General features: G+C 73.6%; 22 protein-coding genes. 10 read left to right on the forward strand and 12 right to left on the reverse strand.

The window, feature by feature from the left end; translation table 11 throughout:
* Nucleotides 1–5 precede the first annotated feature (5 nt).
* Nucleotides 6–779 (reverse strand): DUF72 domain-containing protein, encoded by a 774-nt coding sequence (locus ABZ794_RS30510; RefSeq protein WP_357518808.1) that lies wholly within the window; start codon nt 777–779, stop codon nt 6–8.
* Between the two features lie 157 nt (nt 780–936).
* Here ABZ794_RS30510 and ABZ794_RS30515 point away from each other — a divergent pair, with 157 nt between their 5' ends.
* Nucleotides 937–1,242 (forward strand): hypothetical protein, encoded by a 306-nt coding sequence (locus ABZ794_RS30515; protein WP_091408405.1) that lies wholly within the window; start codon nt 937–939, stop codon nt 1,240–1,242.
* A gap of 9 nt (nt 1,243–1,251) precedes the next feature.
* Nucleotides 1,252–2,529: a cupin domain-containing protein gene (locus ABZ794_RS30520; protein ID WP_357518810.1), complete on the forward strand. Its 1,278-nt coding sequence runs from the start codon at nt 1,252–1,254 to the stop codon at nt 2,527–2,529.
* A gap of 142 nt (nt 2,530–2,671) precedes the next feature.
* Here the strand turns inward: ABZ794_RS30520 and ABZ794_RS30525 are convergent, their stop codons facing one another.
* From ABZ794_RS30525 to ABZ794_RS30545, 5 genes are all read right to left on the reverse strand, one after another.
* A complete protein-coding gene (locus ABZ794_RS30525; protein ID WP_357518812.1) occupies nt 2,672–3,334 on the reverse strand; it encodes a hypothetical protein in 663 nt (220 codons plus the stop codon).
* Nucleotides 3,331–6,006 carry an FtsK/SpoIIIE domain-containing protein gene (locus ABZ794_RS30530; protein WP_357518814.1) on the reverse strand — a complete coding sequence of 892 codons (2,676 nt, stop codon included), beginning with the start codon at nt 6,004–6,006 and terminating at the stop codon, nt 3,331–3,333. Before ABZ794_RS30530 ends, ABZ794_RS30525 begins: the two co-directional genes overlap by 4 nt.
* The gene (locus tag ABZ794_RS30535) at nt 5,999–7,126 is read right to left on the reverse strand and encodes a hypothetical protein (protein WP_357518816.1); all 1,128 of its coding nucleotides are present in this window, start codon (nt 7,124–7,126) and stop codon (nt 5,999–6,001) included. Before ABZ794_RS30535 ends, ABZ794_RS30530 begins: the two co-directional genes overlap by 8 nt.
* Before the next feature lie 6 nt (nt 7,127–7,132).
* Entirely contained in the window at nt 7,133–7,393 is a 261-nt protein-coding gene (locus ABZ794_RS30540) for a hypothetical protein (RefSeq protein WP_030332749.1), read from the reverse strand.
* 152 nt (nt 7,394–7,545) lie between these two features.
* Nucleotides 7,546–7,938, reverse strand: coding sequence for a hypothetical protein (locus ABZ794_RS30545; protein ID WP_091408422.1), 393 nt, complete (start codon nt 7,936–7,938; stop codon nt 7,546–7,548).
* Between the two features lie 140 nt (nt 7,939–8,078).
* On the opposite strand from ABZ794_RS30545, the gene ABZ794_RS30550 reads away from it, so the two are divergent.
* From ABZ794_RS30550 to ABZ794_RS30560, 3 genes are read left to right on the forward strand one after another with little or no spacing between them, the layout of a single operon-like run.
* Entirely contained in the window at nt 8,079–10,637 is a 2,559-nt protein-coding gene (locus ABZ794_RS30550; protein ID WP_210781669.1) for an ATP-dependent Clp protease ATP-binding subunit, read from the forward strand.
* Nucleotides 10,634–10,846: a hypothetical protein gene (locus ABZ794_RS30555; RefSeq protein ID WP_238690368.1), complete on the forward strand. Its 213-nt coding sequence runs from the start codon at nt 10,634–10,636 to the stop codon at nt 10,844–10,846. Before ABZ794_RS30550 ends, ABZ794_RS30555 begins: the two co-directional genes overlap by 4 nt.
* The gene (locus tag ABZ794_RS30560) at nt 10,846–11,196 is read left to right on the forward strand and encodes a DUF3140 domain-containing protein (RefSeq protein ID WP_091408434.1); all 351 of its coding nucleotides are present in this window, start codon (nt 10,846–10,848) and stop codon (nt 11,194–11,196) included. Before ABZ794_RS30555 ends, ABZ794_RS30560 begins: the two co-directional genes overlap by 1 nt.
* Nucleotides 11,197–11,249: 53 nt before the next feature.
* On the opposite strand, the gene ABZ794_RS30565 is transcribed toward ABZ794_RS30560, so the two are convergent.
* The 4 genes from ABZ794_RS30565 to ABZ794_RS30580 form a co-directional block, all read right to left on the reverse strand.
* On the reverse strand, nt 11,250–11,495 hold the full coding sequence (locus ABZ794_RS30565; RefSeq protein ID WP_210781671.1) for a hypothetical protein: 246 nt from the start codon (nt 11,493–11,495) through the stop codon (nt 11,250–11,252).
* Nucleotides 11,496–11,555: 60 nt separating this feature from the next.
* Entirely contained in the window at nt 11,556–12,536 is a 981-nt protein-coding gene (locus tag ABZ794_RS30570; protein WP_238690367.1) for a LysR family transcriptional regulator, read from the reverse strand.
* Nucleotides 12,537–12,619: 83 nt separating this feature from the next.
* Nucleotides 12,620–13,231, reverse strand: coding sequence for a hemerythrin domain-containing protein (locus ABZ794_RS30575; protein WP_210781673.1), 612 nt, complete (start codon nt 13,229–13,231; stop codon nt 12,620–12,622).
* Nucleotides 13,232–13,407: 176 nt separating this feature from the next.
* Complete coding sequence (locus ABZ794_RS30580; protein ID WP_238690366.1) at nt 13,408–15,258, reverse strand: hypothetical protein; 1,851 nt, start codon at nt 15,256–15,258, stop codon at nt 13,408–13,410.
* A 280-nt stretch (nt 15,259–15,538) separates the two neighbouring features.
* Here ABZ794_RS30580 and ABZ794_RS30585 point away from each other — a divergent pair, with 280 nt between their 5' ends.
* Both ABZ794_RS30585 and ABZ794_RS30590 read left to right on the forward strand, forming a co-directional pair.
* Complete coding sequence (locus ABZ794_RS30585) at nt 15,539–16,867, forward strand: M20/M25/M40 family metallo-hydrolase (RefSeq protein WP_210781675.1); 1,329 nt, start codon at nt 15,539–15,541, stop codon at nt 16,865–16,867.
* Nucleotides 16,868–16,925: 58 nt separating this feature from the next.
* Complete coding sequence (locus ABZ794_RS30590; RefSeq protein WP_091408864.1) at nt 16,926–17,588, forward strand: hypothetical protein; 663 nt, start codon at nt 16,926–16,928, stop codon at nt 17,586–17,588.
* Nucleotides 17,589–17,638: 50 nt separating this feature from the next.
* On the opposite strand, the gene ABZ794_RS30595 is transcribed toward ABZ794_RS30590, so the two are convergent.
* The gene (locus ABZ794_RS30595) at nt 17,639–17,830 is read right to left on the reverse strand and encodes a DUF5703 family protein (protein WP_013734349.1); all 192 of its coding nucleotides are present in this window, start codon (nt 17,828–17,830) and stop codon (nt 17,639–17,641) included.
* A gap of 283 nt (nt 17,831–18,113) precedes the next feature.
* On the opposite strand from ABZ794_RS30595, the gene ABZ794_RS30600 reads away from it, so the two are divergent.
* The gene (locus ABZ794_RS30600; RefSeq protein WP_357518820.1) at nt 18,114–19,019 is read left to right on the forward strand and encodes a hypothetical protein; all 906 of its coding nucleotides are present in this window, start codon (nt 18,114–18,116) and stop codon (nt 19,017–19,019) included.
* Nucleotides 19,020–19,054: 35 nt separating this feature from the next.
* Here the strand turns inward: ABZ794_RS30600 and ABZ794_RS30605 are convergent, their stop codons facing one another.
* Nucleotides 19,055–20,026: an aldo/keto reductase gene (locus ABZ794_RS30605; RefSeq protein ID WP_112587412.1), complete on the reverse strand. Its 972-nt coding sequence runs from the start codon at nt 20,024–20,026 to the stop codon at nt 19,055–19,057.
* A 186-nt stretch (nt 20,027–20,212) separates the two neighbouring features.
* On the opposite strand from ABZ794_RS30605, the gene ABZ794_RS30610 reads away from it, so the two are divergent.
* Together ABZ794_RS30610 and ABZ794_RS30615 are read left to right on the forward strand one after the other, a co-directional pair.
* The gene (locus ABZ794_RS30610) at nt 20,213–21,265 is read left to right on the forward strand and encodes an LLM class F420-dependent oxidoreductase (RefSeq protein WP_210781677.1); all 1,053 of its coding nucleotides are present in this window, start codon (nt 20,213–20,215) and stop codon (nt 21,263–21,265) included.
* Complete coding sequence (locus ABZ794_RS30615) at nt 21,262–22,098, forward strand: undecaprenyl-diphosphate phosphatase (RefSeq protein WP_112587410.1); 837 nt, start codon at nt 21,262–21,264, stop codon at nt 22,096–22,098. Before ABZ794_RS30610 ends, ABZ794_RS30615 begins: the two co-directional genes overlap by 4 nt.
* Nucleotides 22,099–22,211: the final 113 nt, after the last annotated feature.

The raw sequence follows: 22,211 nt of genomic DNA on the forward strand, positions 1-22,211 counted from the left end.
CGGGCTCAGTCGTCGGCAGCCTCGGCGGCGGTGGGCACCCGCGACACCGGGTGACCGGACTGCCGGGCCAGCGCGGCGAACGCGACGGCGTCCACGATCGCGGCGCCGCCCGGATCGTTGTTGAAATAGACGTACACCGGCTCGTCCGCGCCGAAGGCGTCGGTCAGCCGACCCACCCAGGACCGCAGCGCGGCCCGACCGTAGCGGGGCCACGGCCGTGCCCGCCCCTCGTGCAGCCGCAGGTAGCCGAAGTCGGTGGTGCGCCAACGGGGGGCGACCGGGCGGCCCAGCCGGTCCGCCCAGACCAGCGCGGCCCGACGCCGCTCCAACACCGCCCGGGTGGCGTCGGTCCACCAGGAGGGGTGCCGGGGCTCGACCGCTACCCGCACCTGCGCCGGGAACAGTCGCAGCGTGGCGTCCAGCGCCTCGACGTCCGCCCGCAGGTTCGGTGGCAGTTGCAGCAGCACCGGGCCCAGCCGGTCACCGAGCGCTGTGGCGCGGCCGAGGAACCGGGCCACCGGCTCCTCCGGGTCACGCAGTCGCCTGATGTGGGTGAGGTAGCGGCTCATCTTCACCGCCACACAGAAATCCGCCGGGGTGCGCGCCCGCCAGGCGGCGAAGGTGTCCCGCTCGGGCAGCCGGTAGAAGGCGTTGTTGACCTCGACAGTGGCGAACCCGGCCGCGAAGTGTTCCAGCCAGAGCCGCTGCGGCAGCCCCTGCGGATAGAAGCGGCCGCGCCAGTCCCGGTACTGCCAGCCGGACGTGCCCACCAGGATCACCACCCCATCCTGGCACTCTCCGCCGCCGCTCGCGAACTGCCCGTGTCGCCCCGGTTCGGCGTCTACGGTGAGGGTTAGAGAAGATCGCGCGTGGGGTACCACCCGCAGCACGACGGACCCCGGCGTACGGCGGGGCGGCACACCCGAGGGAGTACCGATGGCACTCAACGATGACGACATGCAGACCACCGGCGGCGGCGGCGCGGAGGGTCCGGCCGACGGCGGCGCGACCCCCGGTCAGCACGACGGTGGCGCCGACGGTGGCGCGGAAGGTCCCGCCGACGGTGGTGCCACCCCGGGTCAGCACGACGGTGGCGCCGACGGCAGCGCGGAGGGTCCCGCCGACGGCGGTGCGACCCCCGGTCAGCACGACGGTGGCGCCGATGGCGGCGCGGAGGGTCCCGCCGACGGTGGCGCCACCCCGGGCCAGCAGGACGGTGGCGCTGACGGCAGCGCCCGGTAGCGGCACGCCATGACGTACCTCGACCCGCCGGGCGGCCACCACGGCCGCCCGGCGGTTCCGTCCACCGACGCCACCGCGGCGCTGGCCCGCTGCGTCTCGGTCGAACCGGCCAAGTTCGCCGCCGCGCACTGGGGGCACACCCCGCTGCTGTCCCGCGCCGCCGAACTGCCCGACCCGGCCGGCTTCACCGACCTGCTCAGCCCCGCCGACGCCGACGAGTTGCTGAGCCGGCGCGGTCTGCGTACCCCGTTCCTGCGCGTCGCCAAGGACGGCCAGTTGGTCGCGGCGTCGCGCTGGACCGGCGGCGGTGGCGCGGGCGCCGAGATCGGCGACCAGGTGCTCGACGAGCGGGTCCTGGAGCAGTACGCGTCCGGGGCAACCCTGGTGTTGCAGGGGCTGCACCGGATCTGGCCGCCGCTGGTCGACTTCGCCCGCGACCTGGGCCTCGCGCTCAACCAGCCGTTGCAGATCAACGCCTACCTGACCCCGGCCGGCAGCCAGGGTTTCGCCACCCACTACGACACCCACGACGTGTTCGTACTCCAGGTCGACGGCCGCAAGCACTGGCGGATCCACCCGCCGGTGCTGCCCGACCCGCTGGAGAAGCAGCAGTGGGGCGGGCGCGCTGACGAGGTCGGCGCCACCGCGCAGGGCCCGGCCGCGCTGGACGTGGTGCTCGCCCCCGGTGACGCCCTCTACCTGCCCCGTGGGTGGCTGCACAGCGCGCAGGCGCAGGACGCCAGCTCGCTGCACCTGACCGTGGGCATCCGTGCGCTCACCCGCTACGCCCTGGTCGAGGAGTTGTTGGCGCTCTCCGCCGAGGACCAGCGGCTGCGGGCCAGCCTGCCGTTCGGCACCGACGTCGCCGACCCGGACGCCATCGAGCCGGAGCTGACCGAGACCGTGGAGGCGTTGCGGGACTGGCTGCTGCGCGCCGACCCGGGCGCGGTCGCCGCGCGTCTGCGGCAGCGCGCCTGGCCGGCGGCCCGCCCGGCGCCGATCCGACCGCTGGCCCAGGCCGACGCGCTGGCCACCCTGGACGCCGACTCCCGGGTCGCCCTGCGTCCCGGCCTGCGCTGGCAGCTGGTGCCGCACGATTCGGACACCGTGGCGCTGCGGCTCTTCGACCGCACCATCACCCTTCCGGCGAGCTGCGAGCCGGCCGCCCGCGCCCTGCTCACCGGCACTGTCACCCGGGTCGGCGACCTGCCCGGCCTGCCCGACGACGCCGACCGGCTCACCCTGGCCCGCCGGCTGCTCCGCGAGGCCGTGCTCGTCCCGGCCTGAGGCCGGTCGGCGCGACCGTCCCGGCCGGGTGGGCCAGCGCGATCTTGCACTTTCTGTGGCTGATCCGTCCGCTCTTGCGCCTTGTGTCGCCGCAGAAACTGCAAGATCGACGGGGTTGGGGGTGGGGTCGGCTCCCGGTGGGTCAGCGCCCGAGGATCAGCAGCAGCACTGTGGTCAGTAGACCGGCGCCGAGCACCACACTGATCGGTCGCGGGCCGAGCACCGCGTGCCGGCGGTCGGCCAGCACCCGGGCCGGCACCAGGCCGACCAACGGACCGAGCAGCGTCACCACCAACGCCAGCACCGGCAGTCCGACCGCCAGGTCGCCGCCGTACCCGACGCCGAGCGCGCGGGCGCCGGCGCCCAGCGCGTACGCCAGCACACCGCCGGCCACCCCGCAGAGCGCCAGCAGCGGGTTGACCGAGCCCGGCAGCTCGCCCGGCTGACCGGCCCGGTCGAGCAGGTCACGGGCCTTGGCGAGCAGCAGCACCGGGTCGGTGGCTCCGACGCCGGTCGCCGGGGCGGGCGGGCCGCCGAGACGGCGGGCACCGAGGCGTGAGCGGACCTGCTGCCACAGGTGGGCCACCTCGGCGTCGACCCGTTCCTGCTGCTCACGGGCGGCGACCAGCTCCTCCTCGGCGCTCTGGAGCTGCTCGGCCGCGTCGGCGACGGCCCGCTCGGCCGCAACGCACTGCCGCTCGTGCCAGGTGTGCGCCTCGGCGCGCTGCTCGCGCACCCGCGCGGTGAGGTCGGCCAGCCGCCGTAGCTGCGCCGCGTACGTCTCGCTGGTCACCGGTTCGTTCATCGGGTCGGTCCATACGGGATGATCACCTGTCCGGTGCGGTGCACCGCCCGGTCGAAGAAGAGCCCTCGCCAGGGGCGGGGATACCAATCTGGGCCGCCGGTGCCCGGATAGAGCGACGAGCCCAGCTCGCCGCCGTGCGCGTCCAGGGCCACCCAGGCGCCGATCTGGTCGGTACGGGCGGCCGGCCCACCGAGATCGGCGCGCATCCGGGCCACACCCCGCCACCAGGCCAGCACGTGCGTGCGTCGTTCCGGCCCGTCGTGCATGATCCGGCGCAGCTGCTCCAGGCCGGTACGTCGGCCCGCGCGGGCGGCCAACGCACCCGCTGCCGCGTCGACAGCGAACAGCAGCAGGTAGTGCGGGCTTCCCGGGCCGCCGAGCCCGTCGGCCGTCTCGGCCATCAGCTCGCCGACGGTCTCCTCGTCGTACCAGGCGGCGTCGTCGGCCAGGTCGTCGTAGAGGGCGCGGGCGATCGGGTCGGCGTCCGGGTCGAGGCAGGCGATGGAGAACCGGGCGGTGCCCGGCGGGTGCTGACGGGCCAGCGACCGGGCCGCCGCGTCGAGCACCGCGCACGCCTCGTCGACGCGGGTGCCGAGCACCGCGAGGTTGCGGCCCGGCGCGCGCGGTAGCCGCAGCGACGCCGAGCGGGACTGCACGTCGATGATCTCCCCGAGCAGGGCCACCGGGTTGCGCGGCACGGTCCCGTCCGGCGGTACGGCCAGCGCCCGGAAGTCCGGGGCGTCCGCCAGCCGGGGGATGGCGTCGCCGTCGAAGAGCCGGGCGGGCGCCGCGTCGGGGGCGCGCATCCGCCACAGCCGGTGCTGCAACCCGCTCCAGGTCTCCCAGTCGCTGGCCGACGGGATGCGGGCCACCTCGTTGCCTTCCACCATGCCCGACTCGGCGTTGACCACCGCGTGCCAGCGCGGCAGCGACTGCGCCGCGTCGTTGCGCTCGGCGAGGATGCGCAGCGCCTTGGGCAACGCGATGCGCAGGGTGAACTGGGCGACCAGCGCGGGGCGGCCCCACAGCGCCTCGATGCCCCGCACGTCCTGCGAGGCCAGGACCAGGTGGATGCCCTGGGACCGGCCGCGGCGGGCCAGGTCCTCCAGCAGGTCGGCCGCCTCCCGGGCGACCGCGTCCCGGCCGGCCAGCAACATCTGGAACTCGTCCACCACGGCGACGATGCGTGGCCAGTGCCCGGTCGGGTCGACCGCCCGCAGCTCGGCCAGCTTGGTCACCTCGTGCTTCTTGGCCGCGTCGGCGCGTCGGCGTAACTCCTCGGTGAGGAAGCGCAGCAGCGCCAGCCCGAACTCCCGGTCGGTGTTGACGTTGATGCCGACCAGCCGCATGTGGGGCAGCCAACTCGGGTCGCGCCGGCCCTGCGCGAACCGCGCGAAGGAGACCCCCTCCTTGAAGTCGAGCAGGTAGAACTCCAGCTCGGCGGGGGAGTAGCGGGCCGCGAGGGCACCGATCCACGCGAAGATCAGATTGGTCTTGCCGGTGCCGGACGGCCCGCCGATCAGCGCGTGGGGTGGATAGTCGCCGAGCGTCAAGCGCACCGGCCGGCCCTGTGGGCCCTCACCGATCGGCGCGGTCAGACCGTCGGCGGAGTCCTCCCGCCACATCAGCTCGGGCGGGGGCAGCAGGTCGGTGAAGGGGGTCGGCGGCGGGCCCGCGTTCACCCGGGCGGCGACGTCCCGGCAGGTCTCGGTGACCAGCGCAGCCGGTGGCGGTGGGTCCAGCCGGACCGGCAGTCCGGCCGAGCCGCCGATCCGCGCGCCGGACACCCCGGCCACCACCCGGGTCACCGTCGGATCCTCCGGCAACGGCACACCGTGCACCACCAGGTGTACGCCGCAGGCGGCGCCGGCCCGTACCACCCGGTCCAGTTGCCCGCGCTCGTGCCGGTTCAGCTCCTCCCCGCCGAGCAGCACCGCCACCCGCCACGGCTCGGGTCGTCGGCCGGTCGCGGCCGCCAGTTCGCGCAGCGACGCGTACTCGCCGGCGAGGACCGTCTCGTTGATGCGGCGGATCTGCTCCACCAGGTCGTCCAGCAGTGGACCCAGCCCGCCCGGGCCGACGAAGGTGAGCAGCCCGGCCGTGCCCAACGGGGCGAACCCGGCCAGTCCGCCGCCGAGCTGGTCCGGGTCGTACCCGATCAGTCGTACCGCCCCGGGGTCGGCGCGGCCGACGGCCCGCAGCAGCAGCGCGGAGACCACCGCGTCGCAGCCGGCGCGGTCGTCCCCGGCGAGGTGGACGTGCCCGGCGTCGAGCAGCGGCACCAGCGCGGGCACCGGGTCGACGCCGTCGATCCCGACCGTGCCGACCCGCAGCGCGCCGGGCGGCTCGGCCCGGCGGGCGGGCGTCGGCGTCCACCCGGCCCAGTCGGCCCCCGCGCAGCCGGGCGCCTCCTGCCGGGCCGCGTCGGCGGCCCTCCGGGCCAGCTCCGCGATCCGGGTGGAGTAGCGGGCGTCGATCTCGGCGATGCGGCGGTCCCGTTGGGCGCCCACCCGCTCCGGTACTGCTGCCGCCGCCCGCTGGACCCGGGCGAGTCGTTCCCGCCCGGCGGTCAGGTCGGCCTGGGCGGCGGACAGCCGGGTACGGGTGGCGCCCAACGCCTCGGCGAGGGTGTCCCGGACCCGGCTGGCCAGCTGACCGCGCCGGTCAGCCATCGGAGCCCCGACGCGTCGGCGCGTCCCGCCAGGGGCTGCCCGTGCGCGGCGGCGGCCCGCCGGGGCGCGGCGGCCCATCCGAGCGTGGCGGCAGGCCACCGGAGCGCTGCGTGGTGGCGCCCGGCCGCTGCACCGCACCGCCGGCGGGGGGAGCCGCGCCCGGCCGCCCGGTCCCGCCCGGTTGTTGCGTGCCCGCCGGTTGCCCGGCCCGCGTCGGCTTTCCCGCGTCGCCTCGCTGCCCCGCGCCCGCCGGTTCTCTCGCGCCTGTCGGTTCTCTCGCCCCGCCGGCCGGCAGGTCCCGGCCGAGGCGAGCGAGCAGCAGCCCGGTCGCCACCCCGGCGGTCACCGCGGAGTCGGCGGCGTGTGGTGGTTCCCCGGAGGCGCGCGGCGGCGGCATCCGGCACACCCGGGTCAGCAGCGTCTCCAGCACCGGCGGCGGCAACCCGGGCAGCAGGTCGCGGACGCGTCCGTCCAACTCGCCGCGCAGCCGCCCGAGGTCGGTGGCGCGCGGCGGGTGCCCGAGCAGCTCCCCGGCCAGCTCGCGCAGCAGCGGCGGCGCCAGCGCCGCCATGCCCAGCCCCACGTCGGCAGGGGCCCGGCGCAGCTCCTTGCGGAGCCGGTCGCGGTCGCCGGAGCGGACACCTCCCACCACTCGGCGCAGCAACTCCTGGGAGTCGTCCACCCGCTCGTCGGGTTCGTCGTCGGTGCCCTCGCGCCCGCCGGTCAGCTCGGCCACCCGCACCGACCACCACCGGCGCATCCGCACCTGCTCGGCCGGTTCCGGCGCGACCGCGGCCGGCCCGGACGCCGGTGGCGTGTCGTGTCGGGGAGCGCGTTGCTCAGGGCGGGGCGCCGGGGCTCCGTCCGCGCCGAGGCCGATCGCCGTCAGATAGGCCGACAGCTGCTCCTGTGCCACCCGCAGCGCGTAGCCGGCGCTCTCGGCGTGCTCGGTGGCGGCGGACAGCTCGGGCACCCCCATCGGGTTGGCCGACTCCTGTCGTACCCAGCGCAGCCGCTCCGCGGCCAGGCCGAACTTCTCCAGCGCCTGCCCGAGCAGCGCCACCGGGAACTCCTCGGTGGCGGCACGGACCTGCCCGCCGACATCCTCGATGATGGACATGGCGGCCTACAGGGTGGAGACGTAGAGCTGCGCCTGCTCCACCGCGACAAGTGTCGCGGCGAGACACTCCTCCAGCTCCTGGCTGGCCTGGGTCAGCGACGCCTGGGCCGCCTCCACCGTCTCGTGCCCGCTGCCCTCCAGCGCCCCGGCCAGGGTCTGCTGTGCCTCGGAGAGTTTCTCGCCGGCCGCCTGCACGGCTGTCTGCCCGTCTCCGATCTGTTGGAGGGCGACATCGATGGCAGCCTTCAGCTCGGCGACGCTCGCCACGGCGGAACCTCCTGGGGGCGGGGAGATCTCCATTAGAGCCTATCGGCGGTTCCGAAAGAACATCCGCCCTGTCGGTGTTCCTGCCCGCCTGTCCGGAAGGCCCTCGGAAGTGCCGGGAGTCCGATCTGTGGGAGTCCCAGTGCGAGAATTTCTCAGTTGCTGGTCGGGTTCTCGCGGAGCCAGCGCGGGCCGTACACCTCGGCGCCCAGCGCTGTCACCCGCCCGCGCAACTCCCGGTCGGCGGTGACCACCAGCCGTCGACGCCGCGGCGCGCCCTCGACCAGCTCGACCACCGTGTCGTCGCCGGAGCCGGCGGCGGAGACCACCCGGACACCCTCGGTGCCCGGCACGTCCCGGGCGGCCCCCTCGACCACCAGGACCACCTCCACCGGGGCCGTCAGCCGGGCCGGCAACCCGATGGTCGCCACCGGGGCGAGCGAGTCGCGCAACCGGGCAGCGGCCCCGGCACGGTCACGCCACCACCCGTTCGGGCGCGAGCCCACCACGTTGGCGCCATCCACGATCAGCAGCGGGGTCTCATCCATCCCGTCAGCCTGCCACCATCGCCCGGCCCTGACCCGACGCCACTCCCGGAATGCCGGTGCTCGACCACCTGCGGCGTTTGTCGGGGCGCGCGCCGGGTAGCCCCTGCCGACCGTGCCGCGCCCGACTGCGGAGGACAGACATGATGGGACCCGGTGACATCGGCTCCGACCCGTGGGACGAATTCCTGGCCAGGTACTTCGGTCGGGGCGAGGGAGGGCGCCGGCCACCGCACCGGGTCGACATCACCCGCCTGATGACGGCCGACGCCCGGGAGATGCTGGCCGACGCGGCCCGGCGGGCCGCCCAGCGCCAGAGCAGCGACCTGGACACCGACCACCTGCTCTGGGCGGCGCTGCAACGCGAATCGCTGCGCGACCTGGTACGCCGGGCCGGCGCCGACCCGGACACCCTGCTCAACGCGCTCGGTGGGAAGGGCGACGGCGCGCCGCGCGGGGAGGTGCCGCCCAACCTGTCGTTGACCCCCGCCGCCAAGCGGGCGCTGCTCGACGCCCACCAGTTGTCCCGGGCGATGGGCGCCAACTACATCGGCCCCGAGCACATCCTGATGGCGTTGCCGCTCAACCCGGAGTCGCCGGCCGGGCGGATGCTGGCCGCCGGCCGGATCCAACCCGAGTCGTTGCAGGCCGCCAACGCCGAGCGCGGGCCGATGAACGGGCCGAAGCCGGACCGCGGCACCCCCACCCTGGACCAGTACGGGCAGGACCTCACGGACCTGGCCCGCAACGACCAGATCGACCCGGTGGTCGGCCGGGCCGACGAGATCGAACAGGCCATCGAGATCCTGTCCCGGCGTACCAAGAACAACCCGGTGCTGATCGGCGAGGCCGGCGTCGGCAAGACCGCCATCGTCGAGGGGCTGGCCGAACGGATCTGCGACGGGGACGTACCGCAGACGCTGCTCGGCAAGCGGGTCGTCCAGCTCGACCTGGCCGGTCTGGTCGCCGGCACCCGCTACCGGGGCGACTTCGAGGAACGGCTGAAGAAGGTGATCGACGAGATCCGGGCACACCGGGACGAACTGATCATCTTCATGGACGAGATCCACACCCTGGTCGGGGCCGGTGGCGCCGGCAGCGAGGGCGGAATGGACGCGTCCAACATGCTCAAACCCGCCCTCGCCCGCGGCGAGCTGCGGGTGATCGGCGCGACGACGCTGGACGAGTACCGCAAGAGCATCGAGAAGGACGCCGCCCTGGCCCGGCGCTTCCAGCCGGTGTTGGTGCCCGAGCCCAGCGTCGACGACACCATCGCCATCCTGCGCGGGCTGCGCGACCGGTACGAGGCCCACCACCAGGTGCGCTTCACCGACGAGGCGCTGGTCGCCGCCGCCGAGCTGTCCGACCGGTACGTCACCGACCGGTTCCTGCCGGACAAGGCGATCGACCTCATCGACCAGGCCGGCGCCCGGGTGCGGCTGCGCACCCGCACCCCCGCGTCCGACGTGCGGGAGCTGGAGCAGGAACTCGACGAGGTACGCCGGGACAAGGAACAGGCCGTCACCGACGAGCAGTACGAGCGGGCCTCCGCGCTGCGCGACCGGATCGCCGAGCTGGAGGAGGACATCCGCCGCGCGAACGGCGAGGACGGCTCGTCCGGATCCCAGGTGCCCGAGGTGGGCCCGCAGGAGATCGCCGAGGTGGTCTCCCGGGCCACCGGCATCCCGGTCAGCCAGCTCACCGAGGAGGAACGCGACCGGCTGCTGCGCCTGGAAGGTCACCTGCACCAGAAGGTGGTCGGTCAGGACGACGCGGTCACCGCGGTCGCCGAGGCGGTACGCCGCTCCCGGGCCGGGCTGGCCGACCCGGAGCGACCGATGGGCAGCTTCCTGTTCCTCGGCCCGACCGGTGTCGGCAAGACCGAGTTGGCGCGAGCCCTGGCCGAGGCGCTGTTCGGCGAGGCGGACCGGATGGTCCGGGTGGACATGAGCGAGTTCCAGGAGCGGCACACGGTCAGCCGGCTGGTCGGCGCGCCGCCCGGATACGTCGGCTACGAGGAGGCCGGTCAGCTCACCGAGGCGGTGCGGCGCCGCCCGTACGCGGTGGTGCTGCTCGACGAGATCGAGAAGGCCCACCCGGACGTGTTCAACATCCTGCTCCAGGTGCTCGACGACGGGCGGCTCACCGACAGCCAGGGTCGCACCGTGAACTTCAAGAACACCGTCCTGATCATGACGAGCAACCTCGGCTCGGAGCTGATCACCGGCGCTCAGCGCTCGGTCGGCTTCGGCACCGGGGACGTGGGCAGCGAGCAGGAGAGCAACGAGCTGCGGGAGCGGCTCATGCGCCGCCTGCAGGAGAACTTCCGCCCGGAGTTCCTCAACCGCATCGACGAGGTCATCATCTTCCGCCGGCTGGAGGCCGAGCAGCTGCGCGACATCACCGCGCTGCTGCTGGAGGAGACCCGCCGCCGGATGCACGCCCAGGACCTCCAGGTGGAGTTCACCACCGCCGGCATCGACTGGCTCGCCGAACACGGCTACCAGCCGGAGTTCGGTGCCCGCCCGCTGCGCCGGGTGATCCAGCGGGAGGTGGACAACCACCTGTCCCGGATGCTGCTGGAGTCGGCGATCTCGCCGGGGCAGAAGGTCACTGTGGACGTCCGCGACGGCGCGCTCACCTTCGACGTGACAGCGGGCGAGCGGGGGTACACCGCCGCCACGACCACACACCCGCGATGAGCGGGCCGGCGCGAAGGGACGAACACGAGGACCCGCACCAGCCCGCGGAGTCCGCGAAACACCGGGACGAGGACGACCATCCCGACCCGATCCTGGCGCCGCCCACAGCGAACCCCCGCCGCACGCGGGTGCCTGCGGAGGGCCTGCATCCGAAGACCGACCAGGACGACCCGGAGACGTCCGGGCCGCCGCCCGGAGAGGAGACCTGATGGTACGCGAAGCGCGGCTCGACCCCGAGGTGGAAGTGCTCTGGGAGGACTTCCACGCCGAGGTCAACGTTCCGTCGGAGCAACTGCGGACCTGGCTGCTGACCAGGGGTTCGGGGGAGGAGTCGTTCAGCCCGAACCCGAACCTCGACCTGCCCCAACCCGGCCGGGAGATCCTCAAGGTGCTCAACAAGCGCAAGGTGGACCTCACCCCCGAGGACATCGAGGTGATGCGGGAGGCGGTCGAGCGGATCCGCGAACTGATGGACGCCAAGCCGTCGCGCGGCAACGCCGACGACAGCTGGCGGCACTCCCTGCTGGACCTGGGTCACGACCCGCTCGTCGAACGCTGAGCGACCGCACGACGGTGCCGTCCCGGGCAGGGACGGCACCGTTCGGCGTCCTGCTACTGGCCCTTGTCGGATTCCAGGCTCGCGATGGTCAGGCCCGCCGCGTCGGCGGCGGCGTCCCGGTCGCCGCGGGTCTGGTCCTCACGGGTGAGCAGGTTCGCGTACTCGGTCACGTCGGCAGGGTCGGGCACCGTCGGCAGTCGGCGCAGGAACGCCTCCACCTCGCGGGTGGCGGCGGTGTGCGCGGCAGCCGCCTGGCGCAGCAGTTCGCGGTCGTCGGCGGGCGGGTAGAGGTCGGTCATGTCCGCCAGATACCCGGCCCACGGCGGTTCGCACCGCCATCGGCCGGGAATACCGGCCGCTCAGCCCGGCCGGACCCCGATGGGCTGCCGGACGCCGAACCCCGGGTTGCGGGGCAGCCAGGCCAGGTACGCCGGATGCGGCGCCAACGAGTCGACGTAGGCCGCCTTGGCCGTTCCCAGCACCAGCTCCGCGCCCTGGGCGGCGGGGGAGTCCGGATGCCAGCCGAGCAGCAGCCGCCAGCGCAGCGGCGTCCCGGCGAGTTGACGGGTGACCAGACCGCTCACCGGGCGGAACGTCGCCTGGCACAGGGCCACCGCCACGCCGGCCTCCACCAGGTCGACGCAGCCGCGGATGTCGGTCTCGTACACCTTGCGGGGGGTGAAGCCGGCGCGGGCGCAGGCGGCGGCGAAGCAGTCGGCGAAGCAGCCGTCACCCGGCGCGGCGACCCACTGCTCGTGGCGCAGGTCGGCCAGGCGGACCTCGTCCTGCGCCGCGAGGGGATGGGTCTCCGGCAGCAGCACCAGCACCGGGTCGACGGCCACCTCCTGCCAGCTCAACCCGAACCCGGCCGACGGACTGGCGTCGCCGCACACGCCGGCCAGCGCGAAGTCCAGCCGACCGCCGGCCACCAACTGCGCCAACTCGTCCACCGACCAGGACGCGTACGTGGTGATCTGGGCGGGCGGCTGCTCGGCCGCCAACCGGTGCACCAGCCGACCCAGGATCGGGCTGTTCACCCCGCCGAACCGGTAGCACGGCGGCGTGTCGCCCGCCCCGGCCAGCCGGGCGGCCTCGTCCTGCAACCCCTTCATGGCCGGCAACAGCACCCGGGCGCGGGCCAGCACCAGCTCACCGAGCGCGGTGGGTCGAGCCCCGCGCCGGTCCCGGTCGAACAGCGGGCCGCCCAGCGTCCGTTCGATGCGTTGGAGCTGGGCGGTGAGCGCCGGCTGGGCCAGGCCGAGCGCCGAGGCCGCCTTCGTCACACTTCCCGTCTCCGCGATCGCGCAGACCACCCGCAGGTGACGCAGCTCCAGGTTCATAGGGTGACGGTAGGACTACGCGTCTGCTGGCGGAATAGCCCGAGCGGATCGGTGATAATGAATGCATTGCCGGCGGTCGCCGGTCACCGGTCCCGCGGTGGCTCCGGCAGGTCCGCCAGGTACGTCGGTCGCCGGGTCACCGCGTCGAGAACCTTGTCCACTACCCCGACCGCCGGCTCCACGATCCGGTTCCACGGAGGGGTGGCCGGCGTGCCCGGGTGCGGTCGGGTCGGCGCGGCCTCCTCGGCGATCTCCAACCGGTTGCCGAGCCGGATCAGCTCCTCCTCGGTCGCGACCGCGCGCAGCTCGGTGACTAGCGCGCCCACCCCGTCGACATGCCGGCGGACCCGCTCGGCGACCTCGGTCAACGCCTCGTCCGTCAGCCCCTTCAGGGTGCCCAGCAGGGCCGCGTCGGCGTTGATCTCCGCGTCCACCCGCTCGGTGGCCGCCGGCAGCGCCGCGCGGACCGCCGGCAGCAGGTACTGCTCCTCGGCGGACAGGTGCCGCGACAGCGCGGCGGTGAGCACCGCCAACCCCTCCTGCGGTGTGGTGTCCGGGCCGGAGAGCTGGTCCAGCAACGCCAGCAGTTGCCGGTGCTCCCGGTCGACGATGTCGGCGATGCTGCGACCGCCGGGTCGGTAACCCTCCTCGGGTGCGGGCGCGGGCGGCAGCGGCGGCAGGGGAACAGCGGACATGGTGCCCTCCTCGACTGGCGGGCGGAAGCTCCGGCAGGGACGTACGGTCGTGGGCGGCGGTACCCGAACGCGGCCAACGCGAAACCGGCCCGCGCCCGGGCTGCCAGTTCGGTCTCGACGAACGGCAGTGGCGCGCTCAGCCGGGCGCCGGGAGTCCCCTGCGGAATAAGCGGAGGTCAGGTGCCGCAGCCACAGATCCGCACCGCCTTGGCGAGGTCGGTGGCGGTGACCTCCCGGACTCCGCGGCCCGACAGGTTGTGCAGGGTCACGGCGGCCGCGCGACGGAGATCGGGCGACGCCGTCGTGGTGTCGATGGTGGAACGCAGCTCCGCGACGACCGCGCGCCGCACCGCCTCGCTCGCGTTGGCGGTGTCTGCGAGGGCCCTCTCGTGGGTGTTCCCCTGGAGCAGTTCGGTGAGCAGAGCGGCCCGCGCCGTCGACTGCTGACGCCTGGCCGTGAGGGCCGACAGGGTGTTCTGTGCGGCGGTGACGGCCTGCCGCGCCTGATCGGCGTACCGGCCGGCGATGGCGGGGATGTCGATCGTCGCCGTGAGGTCGCGGACGGCAGTGCTCATGGCCGCCTGCACGTCGCCCGACCGGGCCGAGATCTTCCGAACGAGCGGCGGCACCTGGGCTCGCAGCCGGTCCTGCAACTGGGTGTCGAAGGCCTCGGCGACGGCGTCGATCAGTGGCTTGGCCGCCGGGTGGTGGTCCTGGGCCCAATCGCCCAGTCGCTTCCACGCTGCCAGTTCGGTCGCGACCTTCGGCATCTGCGCGAGGACCTCCTTGCCCCCGTCAGTGGCGACGCTGGTCGCCGCGACAGGCGGCGCAGTATCCGCCCAGCGTCGCGCCGTCTCGGCGTCCTCGCCGGTCAGATCGCCGGGAGTCGGCAGCGCCGGGGCGTCACCGGAGACGGTGATGACCGACTGGTCCGGCAGGGCGCCCCGGCGGGCGACGCGATCCTCCTCGGTGGCGACGACCGGATCGTCGCGGGACCGGTCGCCGTCGGCCGCCCGGATCCGCTCCAGCTCGCTGATCACCTGGACTGAGACGGTGCCGGCGAGCACCTGCTGGTAGTCCGTCGGCAGCTGCTCGCGCAGCGCGCGGACCACCTGTTCGAGGACCTGGCCGGCCAGCCGCTCCTCGACCGCGGCCGCGGCGTGCCGGTAGTCGTCAGTCGTCCACTCGGCGGCCAGTTGCACCCGTCCACGGAGGGTGGCCACGGTGCCGGTGAGCAGGGTGAACACTGACAGCGCGGTGACCGTGGCAACCGCCGGCCCGCTGTAGCGTCCGTAGCCGCGGACGATCCCGTTGAGCCATGCCCCCGCTGCGCCGGGAGTGCCGGCCGCCGTCAACAGGGAGGTCAGCAGCCACGCCCCGAGCAGCACGAGGGCCAGGCCCCACTCGGGCAGTTTCAACTTGCCGACCAGGTCGGCGGCATCGTCCAGGACGTTCTGCGTGGCCAGGATCGTGTCCTGCGTCGCCGTCGGAACGATGAGCGATCCGAGCACCGCCGCGGCCACGAGGTACAACGCGAGCACCGCGCCCAGCGGGAACAGATACAGTCGGGCGGTGCCGGCCAGGTTGTCGCGCAGCGTGGCCGCGAAGCCGCGCCGCACCGCCGGATCGAACCGGTCGACGTCGTGCAACCGGGCGTGCGCGGCGCTGACCGCCAGCGCCGCGCAGATCAGGGCCAGCGCGAACGCGTACAGCCACGCCTCGGCGATCAGGCCGGCCAGCACGCAGAGCGCGGCGAGGGCGTAGCGCCACCGCCAGTCGGGCACTGTGATCTGGACCAGTTGCTCGTCCGGCCAGTCGCGGCCCGGATACTTTTTCTCGAGAGCCGCCCGGGTCAGCCGGAGGGACCTTCGGCGGGACGCGCCACCCGGGGGGATGTCGCACCGGACGACGAGGGTGGCGCCGCCGACGTCGGTGACCGGGACGCGGTGGCCCCGGACGCCCGCCCGAGCCTGGTCACGGGTGAGAACGGTGCGGGTTCGGAGGCGGCGCGGCGCGGACTCTGTCACATCGCATCCCTGCGTAGAGCGGCGGAGAGCAGGCGCATCCAGTCATCGCCAGAGCCTCGACTGTACGGTTCGTCCGTGGCTGAGCCGAGGCCCCACACGGCCGCTCTTGCGACGTGTTTCCGACTGAGGTCCGAGGCGGTCGCGCGCAGCGGGGCCGGGAACACCAGTCGATGCGTCAGCTGACGGGCGCGGGCGCGTACGGTCCGCCCGCACACCCGCGCCGGACCGTCCGCGTCGGTGCGCCGGCCCGTCGACCACCTCGGGCTGGTATGAAGAGGCGATGACGAGCGATGCCGCCTCCGCCCGACCCGACCCCACCGCAGAGGTCGTGGACCTCTGCCGCGACCTGCTGCGCATCGACACCACCAACACGGGTGACAACGACACCAGCGTCGGCGAGCGCCGCGCGGCCGAGTACGTGGCGGAGAAGCTCGCCGAGGTGGGCGTGGAGTCCGTCCTGCACGAGTCCGCGCCGGGCCGCGCGAACGTGGTGGCCCGCATCCCGGGCACCGACCCGAGCCGGGGCGCGCTGCTGGTGCACGGCCACCTGGACGTGGTGCCCGCCGACGCCGACGAGTGGTCGGTGGGCCCGTTCTCCGGCGAGCTGCGCGACGGCTACCTCTGGGGCCGGGGCGCCATCGACATGAAGGACTTCGACGCGATGGTGCTCGCCGTGGTGCGGCACTGGCAGCGCACCGGCGTACGGCCCCCGCGCGACATCGTGCTCGCGTACACCGCCGACGAGGAGGCGGGCAGCGACTACGGGGCGCGCTTCCTGGTGGACAACCACCGTGGCCTCTTCGACGGCTGCACCGAGGCGATCGGTGAGGTCGGCGGCTTCTCCTACTCGGTGAACGACAACCAGCGGCTCTACCTCATCGAGACCGCCGAGAAGGGCATCGACTGGCTGCGGCTGCACGCCAAGGGCCGCCCCGGGCACGGCTCGATGATGCACGACGACAACGCCGTCACCGCCCTCGCCGAGGCGGTCGCCCGGATCGGCCGGCACCGCTTCCCGGTGGTGGTCACCGACACCGTGCGAGCCTTCCTGACCGAGGTCTCCGACCTACTCGGCATCGAGTTGGACCCGGACGACCCGGAGACGGCCATCGCGAAACTCGGCCCCATCGCCAACATCATCGGCGCGACCATCCGCAACACCGCCAACCCGACCCGGTTGAGCGCCGGCTACAAGGACAACGTCATCCCCGGCCGGGCCACCGCCACCATCGACTGCCGCAGCCTGCCCGGCCAGTCCGAGCTGCTGGAGCGGCAGCTGCGCGAGCTGGTCGGTCCGGACATCGCGATCGAGTACGTCCAGCGGCAGCCGGCACTGGAGACCACCTTCGACGGTGACCTGGTCGAGGCCATGTCGGCGGCCCTGCGAGCGGAGGACCCGGGGGCGCGACCCGTCCCCTACATGCTCTCCGGGGGCACCGACGCCAAGGCGTTCTCGCAGCTCGGCATCCGCTGCTTCGGGTTCGCCCCGCTGCGGCTGCCCGCCGACCTGAACTTCTCGGCGTTGTTCCACGGCATCGACGAGCGCGTTCCGGTGGACGGACTACAGTTCGGCGTGCGGGTTCTCGACCGGTTCCTCCGCACCTGCTAGTCGTGTCCGGCGGTGGCCGCCGGCGCGCAACCTCCCCAACGTGAAGGGACTGCCCCACATGACCGACCAGCATGGTGAGCTGGACGCCGCTCTCGAGCGGGTGATCGAAGCGGCCCGCCACCACCTGGCCGCCGTACGCGCCGCGCAGGGCCGCGTCGACGACGACGACGTCTGGCAGGCGTACGTGGCGTTGAACAACGCCTCCTTCGCGTACGACGAGCGGCTGCTCGACGCCTTCGGCGAGGTGACGCCGTGGGATGTCGACTCGATCGACCCGGACGAGGCCGACGAACGTTTCGGCGGCGGCGAGGGCGCCGAGGCCAGCGACCCGCACCCCAGGGTGATCTCGGTGCGTCAGCGTCGTGACTACCGGGTGCCGAGCGTCGCCGCGCTGCTGCGGGTGGCCGAGGCGGCCCGCCGCGAGGGCACCCCGGAGGACGACGAGCCGGCGCCGGTGGAGGGCGTCGGCGAGGCGGTGCTGGAGCTGCTGCAGAGTGGTGACGGCTCGCTCGGCGCGTTGGACGTCCCCGAGTTGGAGCCGCTCGACGGGGTGGTCATGGTCAGCGAGGTGGGCACCCCGGTCGACCTGGAGTCGTTCGACGACGACGACGCGGTCGGCCCGTTCCAGCCGGCTGCCGACGACCGGCTGGTCGGTCGGCTCGACGAGCACCCGTTCCTGGAGCTCGACGACGACCACGACCACGCCGGGCACCAGCACTAGGCCGGGTGCCGCCCGGGGCCGACTCCGGCCTCGGGCGGCACCGCCCGGTGTCAGTACGACAGACCCGGTTGCGGCTGGTTGACCCGCCGCCGACGCAGCACCACCTGCCGCGTGCCGTCCCGGTACAGCCGCACCCGGGCCAACTCCCATCCGGAGAACTCCGCCTGGATCGCCAACTGCGCCGCCGCGGTCAACCGGTCGACGTTCGGCGGCAGCCGCAGTGGCGCGTACTCGTAGTCCATGCTCTCCATGCTGCCCAGCCCAGCGGCCGTTCGCCACCCCCTCCGGAGTGACCGACGACGCCACCGCGGGCGGTTCGTACCGCCCCGTGCCTCGTCGCGCCGATCTCGCGGTTTCGGTCGCCGAGATGCCCCGTGTGGGAGGGCAGATCCTGACGATGCCGGCCCCGGTCGGGTCGATCATCAAGTTGTGGTGCCTAATTTGGCCCTGTTGCGCGGCGACTTCGTCGCCGACCGGGCAGCCGCCGCCGGGGTCAGCCGGCAGGTCGTTGGGGAGGAACGCGCAATGTCAGGGGAGCGAGGCCGGCTCGGTCGGTTCACCGACGCGGTGCTCGGCGGCGCGCGGGCCGCCCGGGACAAGGCCCGTGGGTTGCGCGACGAGTTCCGCACCAGCGACGAACCCGAACGTGCTCTCGTCGCGCCACTGCTGCCCGGGCAGGAGCTGCGCTATGTGGGGCTGGGCCCGGTCCGCGCCCCGCAGACCCACAAGGCTGGTCGGCAGCTCGCCGATGTGATGGCCGACGAGTTCGTCGACTCGCTCGACCCGAAGGTGCTGTTCGGGCTCCTCAACATCGTCAACCCGGTGGTCTGGGTGGACGCGGTGCTGACGCCGGTCCGGCTGGCCGCTGGTGTGCTGCTGCTGCCCGGCAAGGCCGGTGCCATCGCCGCCGGTGTGCCGGAGGCGGCCGAACCGGAGCCGGCCCCACCACACCAGCGGGTGCAGCGGGATCCCATCCCGCTCACCGAGGAGCAGGAGGCGTTCCGCGCCCTGTTCCGGCTCAGCCTGTACCGCCCGCTGGCCGAGCAGCTCGCCGAGATCGCCTACCGTCGCCGGTTCGTCTTCAGCGGCGACCTCGCCACCCTCGCCGGCAGCCTGCTGCTCTTCCTGGAGCGCTGCAACGGCACCCCGCTGGCGGTGACCGACACCCACCTGCACCTGCTGCGGATGGGCCCCCGTCCGGACGCCGACCGGCCCGACCGACGGCAGCCGCGGGTGCTGTGGAGTGTGCGACGCGACCGGGTGGCCCGGGTCGACTCGGAGCGCGGCGCGACCGGGCTCGTGCAGCTGACGTCCACGATCGTCTTCGACGACGGCTCGTGGATCCGGCTCACCCAGCCCGCGCTCCGCGACGACCAGTCGCGCTTCCTGGCCGCGATCCACGACCTCCCCGGGCAGCGCCCTCAACCGTGACCCGGCGGCTGCTCAGCCGTGATCCGGCCGGCTGGTCAGCCGTCGCGTTCGGGGTAGCCGACCGGTACCGCGGAGACGTCGTCCAGCGCTGTGGTGATCTCCTCGGGCAGGGTGATCCGCTCCACTGCGAGCGCGCCGAGCAACTGCCCGACCGTCCGCGCGCCGAGGATCGGCGCGGTCACGCCGGGCCGGTCCCGGATCCAGGCCAACGCCACCTCCAGCGGCGACACCCCCAGCCCACCGGCCGCGGTCGCCACCGCCTCCACGATGCTGGAACAGCGCGGCTCCAGGTAGGTCGAGACGAACCGTTCGAAGTGCGGCGACGCGGCCCGGGAGTCGGCCGGCCGACCGTGCCGGTACTTGCCGGTGAGCACGCCCCGGCCCAGCGGCGACCAGGGCAGCACGCCGAGGCCGAGCGCGTCGCACGCGGGCAGCACCTCCCGCTCCACGCCCCGCTCCAGCAGCGAATACTCCACCTGGGACGCGACCACCGGCGCCCGCCCCGGCCAGGCGGTCTGCCAGGCGGCGGCCCGCGCGGTCTGCCAGCCGGAGAAGTTCGACACCCCGACGTAGCGGACCTTGCCGCTGGCCACCGCGTGGTCCAGGGCGGCCAGGGTCTCCTCCAGCGGGGTGTCCGGGTCGTACCCGTGCACCTGGAACAGGTCGACGTGGTCGGTGCCGAGTCGGCGCAGCGACGCGTCCAACGTGCGCAGCAGGTGCCCCCGGGAGCCGTCCCGACGTCGGCCGCTGCCGGGGCGCAACCCGGCCTTGGTGGCGATCAGCAGCTCCTCGCGGGGGACGAGCGAGCCCAGCAACGAGCCGATCACCGACTCGGCGTCGCCGTCGCCGTACACGTCGGCGGTGTCGATGAGGTTGCCGCCCGCGTCGAGGTAACTCTTCAGCTGAGCGGCCGCATCGTCGGCGTCGGTGTCCCGGCCCCAGGTCATGGTGCCGAGCGCGAGCCGGGAAACCGCCAGCCCGCTTCGGCCGAGCGGTCGCTGTTGCATGGGTGAACCTTATTTCGAACCTGCCGCCACCGATATCCTCGCTCCCGTATCTCTGCCGGTTCTGCCGGTTCCGCCGCCCCGGGCTGCCCCGATGGAGGGGGGATCAAAGGGGTCGAGCCGGTGATCGAGTCCGTTATCGGCATTGCGTAACCTGGGGCGACCTGTGCCACGGATGGGGGAGGACCAGTGCGACTCGGGCTCAGTCTCGGATACCAGACGGCGTGGAGCACACCGGCCGACCACCTGGCGCTGGCCCAGGAGGCGGACCGGCTGGGCTATTCGGTGGTGTGGGCGGCGGAGGCCTACGGCTCCGACTCGCCCAGCATGCTCGCCTGGATGGCCGGCCAGACCGAACGGATCGACGTCGGCGCCGCGGTGATGCAGATCCCCGCCCGTACGCCGGCCGCCACCGCCATGACCGCCGCCACTATCGACGCGCTCTCCGGCGGCCGGTTCCGGCTCGGCCTGGGTGTATCCGGCCCGCAGGTGTCCGAGGGCTGGCACGGCGTGCGCTTCGCCAAGCCGCTCGCCCGGACCCGCGAGTTCGTCGACATCGTCAAGCTGGCCATCGCCCGCAAGGAGGTGGCGTACGACGGCGAGCACTACACGCTGCCGCTGCCGGACGGCCCGGGCAAGGCCCTGCGACTGGGCTTCCACCCACCCCGCGAGCACATACCGATCTACCTGGCCGCGGTCGGCCCGAAGAACCTGGAGCTGGCCGGCGAGATCGCCGACGGCTGGCTGGCCGTGTTCTACGCCCCGGAGTTCGCCGAGGAGCAGCTCGCCTCGGTGCAAGCCGGGCGGGCCAAGGTCGGCAAGGAGTTGGCGGGGTTCGACGTGGTGCCGTCGGTGCCCGTGGTGATCGGCGACGACGTGGCCTCCTGCGCCGAACTCGTCCGCTGGTACGCCGCGCTCTACATGGGCGGCATGGGCAGCCGGCAGCAGAACTTCTACAACCAGCTCGCCACCCGGATGGGCTACGGCGACGCCGCCCGCGAGGTGCAGGACCTGTACCTGGCCAAGCGGCAGCGCGACGCCGCCGCCGCCGTACCCATGGAGTTCATCGACCGCACCTCGCTGCTCGGCCCGAAGGAGCGCATCGCCGAGCGGATGCGGGAGTACGCGGCGGCCGGCGTCACCACGCTGTCGGTGACCCTCTTCGTGGCCGACCGGGACAGCGGTGTGCAGACCCTGCGTACCGTCGCCGAGGCTCTCGACCTCTCGGGAGTCGGCGAGTGACCTGGGTCGAGGCCATCGTCCTGGGCATCGTCCAGGGACTGACCGAGTTCCTTCCGGTCAGCTCGTCGGGGCATCTGCGGATCACCTCGGCGATCTTCTTCGACCGGGACGCCGGCGCGTCGTTCACCGCGGTCACCCAGCTCGGCACCGAAGCGGCCGTGCTGATCTACTTCGCCAAGGACATCTGGCGGATCACCCGGACCTGGCTGGTGGGCATCCGGGACAAGTCGGTCCGCTCCAGCCTCGACTACCGGATGGGCTGGTACGTGATCGTCGGCTCGATCCCGATCGGGCTGTTCGGTTTCGTGTTCAAGGACCAGATCAAGACCGCCGGGCGCAACCTGTGGGTGGTGGCGACCACGCTGATCGTGTTCGCCTTCGTGTTGGCGTTCGCCGAGTACTGGGGGCGGCAGACCCGCACCCTGGAGAACTTCCGGATGAAGGACGGCATCGTGATGGGCTTCGCCCAGGCGATGGCGCTGGTCCCCGGGGTGTCGCGCTCCGGCGGCACGCTCACCGCCGGTCTGCTGCTCAACCTGACCCGCGAGGCGGCGGCACGGTACTCCTTCCTGCTGGCCATCCCGGCGGTGGTGATGTCCGGGGTGTTCAGCCTCGGGGACGTCTTCGAACCGTCCGCCCCGGGCACCTCGGTGCCCACCGTTGCCCAGACGATCGTGGCCACCCTCATCGCCTTCGGCATCGGCTACGCGGCCATCGCCTGGCTGCTGCGCTACGTCGCCCACCACACCCTGTACGTCTTCGTGCTGTACCGGGTCGCGCTGGGCACCCTGGTCCTGGCCCTGCTGCTGACCGGCACGATCGACGCCACCTGACCGATCTGTCGACGGCCCCCGGCTCCGCCCGCCGGCGGGGCCGGGGGCCGCCGTCGTCAGGGCGGCGCCCGCGCCGGCCCCGCGCGGGGCCCCGGGGCTAGGGTGGTCCCGGG

The sequence above is a fragment of the Micromonospora sp. NPDC047187 genome (genome assembly GCF_040643355.1).
Lineage (GTDB): Bacteria > Actinomycetota > Actinomycetes > Mycobacteriales > Micromonosporaceae > Micromonospora > Micromonospora salmantinae.

Bases quoted from the DNA above. Each gene is read 5' to 3' on its own strand.
- ABZ794_RS30515 (WP_091408405.1), top strand. From the start codon at position 937: ATGGCACTCAACGATGACGACATGCAGACCACCGGCGGCGGCGGCGCG.
- ABZ794_RS30520 (WP_357518810.1), top strand. From the start codon at position 1,252: ATGACGTACCTCGACCCGCCGGGCGGCCACCACGGCCGCCCGGCGGTT.
- ABZ794_RS30525 (WP_357518812.1), bottom strand. From the start codon at position 3,334: ATGAACGAACCGGTGACCAGCGAGACGTACGCGGCGCAGCTACGGCGG.
- ABZ794_RS30530 (WP_357518814.1), bottom strand. From the start codon at position 6,006: ATGGCTGACCGGCGCGGTCAGCTGGCCAGCCGGGTCCGGGACACCCTC.
- ABZ794_RS30535 (WP_357518816.1), bottom strand. From the start codon at position 7,126: ATGTCCATCATCGAGGATGTCGGCGGGCAGGTCCGTGCCGCCACCGAG.
- ABZ794_RS30545 (WP_091408422.1), bottom strand. From the start codon at position 7,938: ATGGATGAGACCCCGCTGCTGATCGTGGATGGCGCCAACGTGGTGGGC.
- ABZ794_RS30550 (WP_210781669.1), top strand. From the start codon at position 8,079: ATGATGGGACCCGGTGACATCGGCTCCGACCCGTGGGACGAATTCCTG.
- ABZ794_RS30555 (WP_238690368.1), top strand. From the start codon at position 10,634: ATGAGCGGGCCGGCGCGAAGGGACGAACACGAGGACCCGCACCAGCCC.
- ABZ794_RS30560 (WP_091408434.1), top strand. From the start codon at position 10,846: ATGGTACGCGAAGCGCGGCTCGACCCCGAGGTGGAAGTGCTCTGGGAG.
- ABZ794_RS30565 (WP_210781671.1), bottom strand. From the start codon at position 11,495: ATGACCGACCTCTACCCGCCCGCCGACGACCGCGAACTGCTGCGCCAG.
- ABZ794_RS30570 (WP_238690367.1), bottom strand. From the start codon at position 12,536: ATGAACCTGGAGCTGCGTCACCTGCGGGTGGTCTGCGCGATCGCGGAG.
- ABZ794_RS30575 (WP_210781673.1), bottom strand. From the start codon at position 13,231: ATGTCCGCTGTTCCCCTGCCGCCGCTGCCGCCCGCGCCCGCACCCGAG.
- ABZ794_RS30585 (WP_210781675.1), top strand. From the start codon at position 15,539: ATGACGAGCGATGCCGCCTCCGCCCGACCCGACCCCACCGCAGAGGTC.
- ABZ794_RS30590 (WP_091408864.1), top strand. From the start codon at position 16,926: ATGACCGACCAGCATGGTGAGCTGGACGCCGCTCTCGAGCGGGTGATC.
- ABZ794_RS30595 (WP_013734349.1), bottom strand. From the start codon at position 17,830: ATGGACTACGAGTACGCGCCACTGCGGCTGCCGCCGAACGTCGACCGG.
- ABZ794_RS30600 (WP_357518820.1), top strand. From the start codon at position 18,114: ATGTCAGGGGAGCGAGGCCGGCTCGGTCGGTTCACCGACGCGGTGCTC.
- ABZ794_RS30605 (WP_112587412.1), bottom strand. From the start codon at position 20,026: ATGCAACAGCGACCGCTCGGCCGAAGCGGGCTGGCGGTTTCCCGGCTC.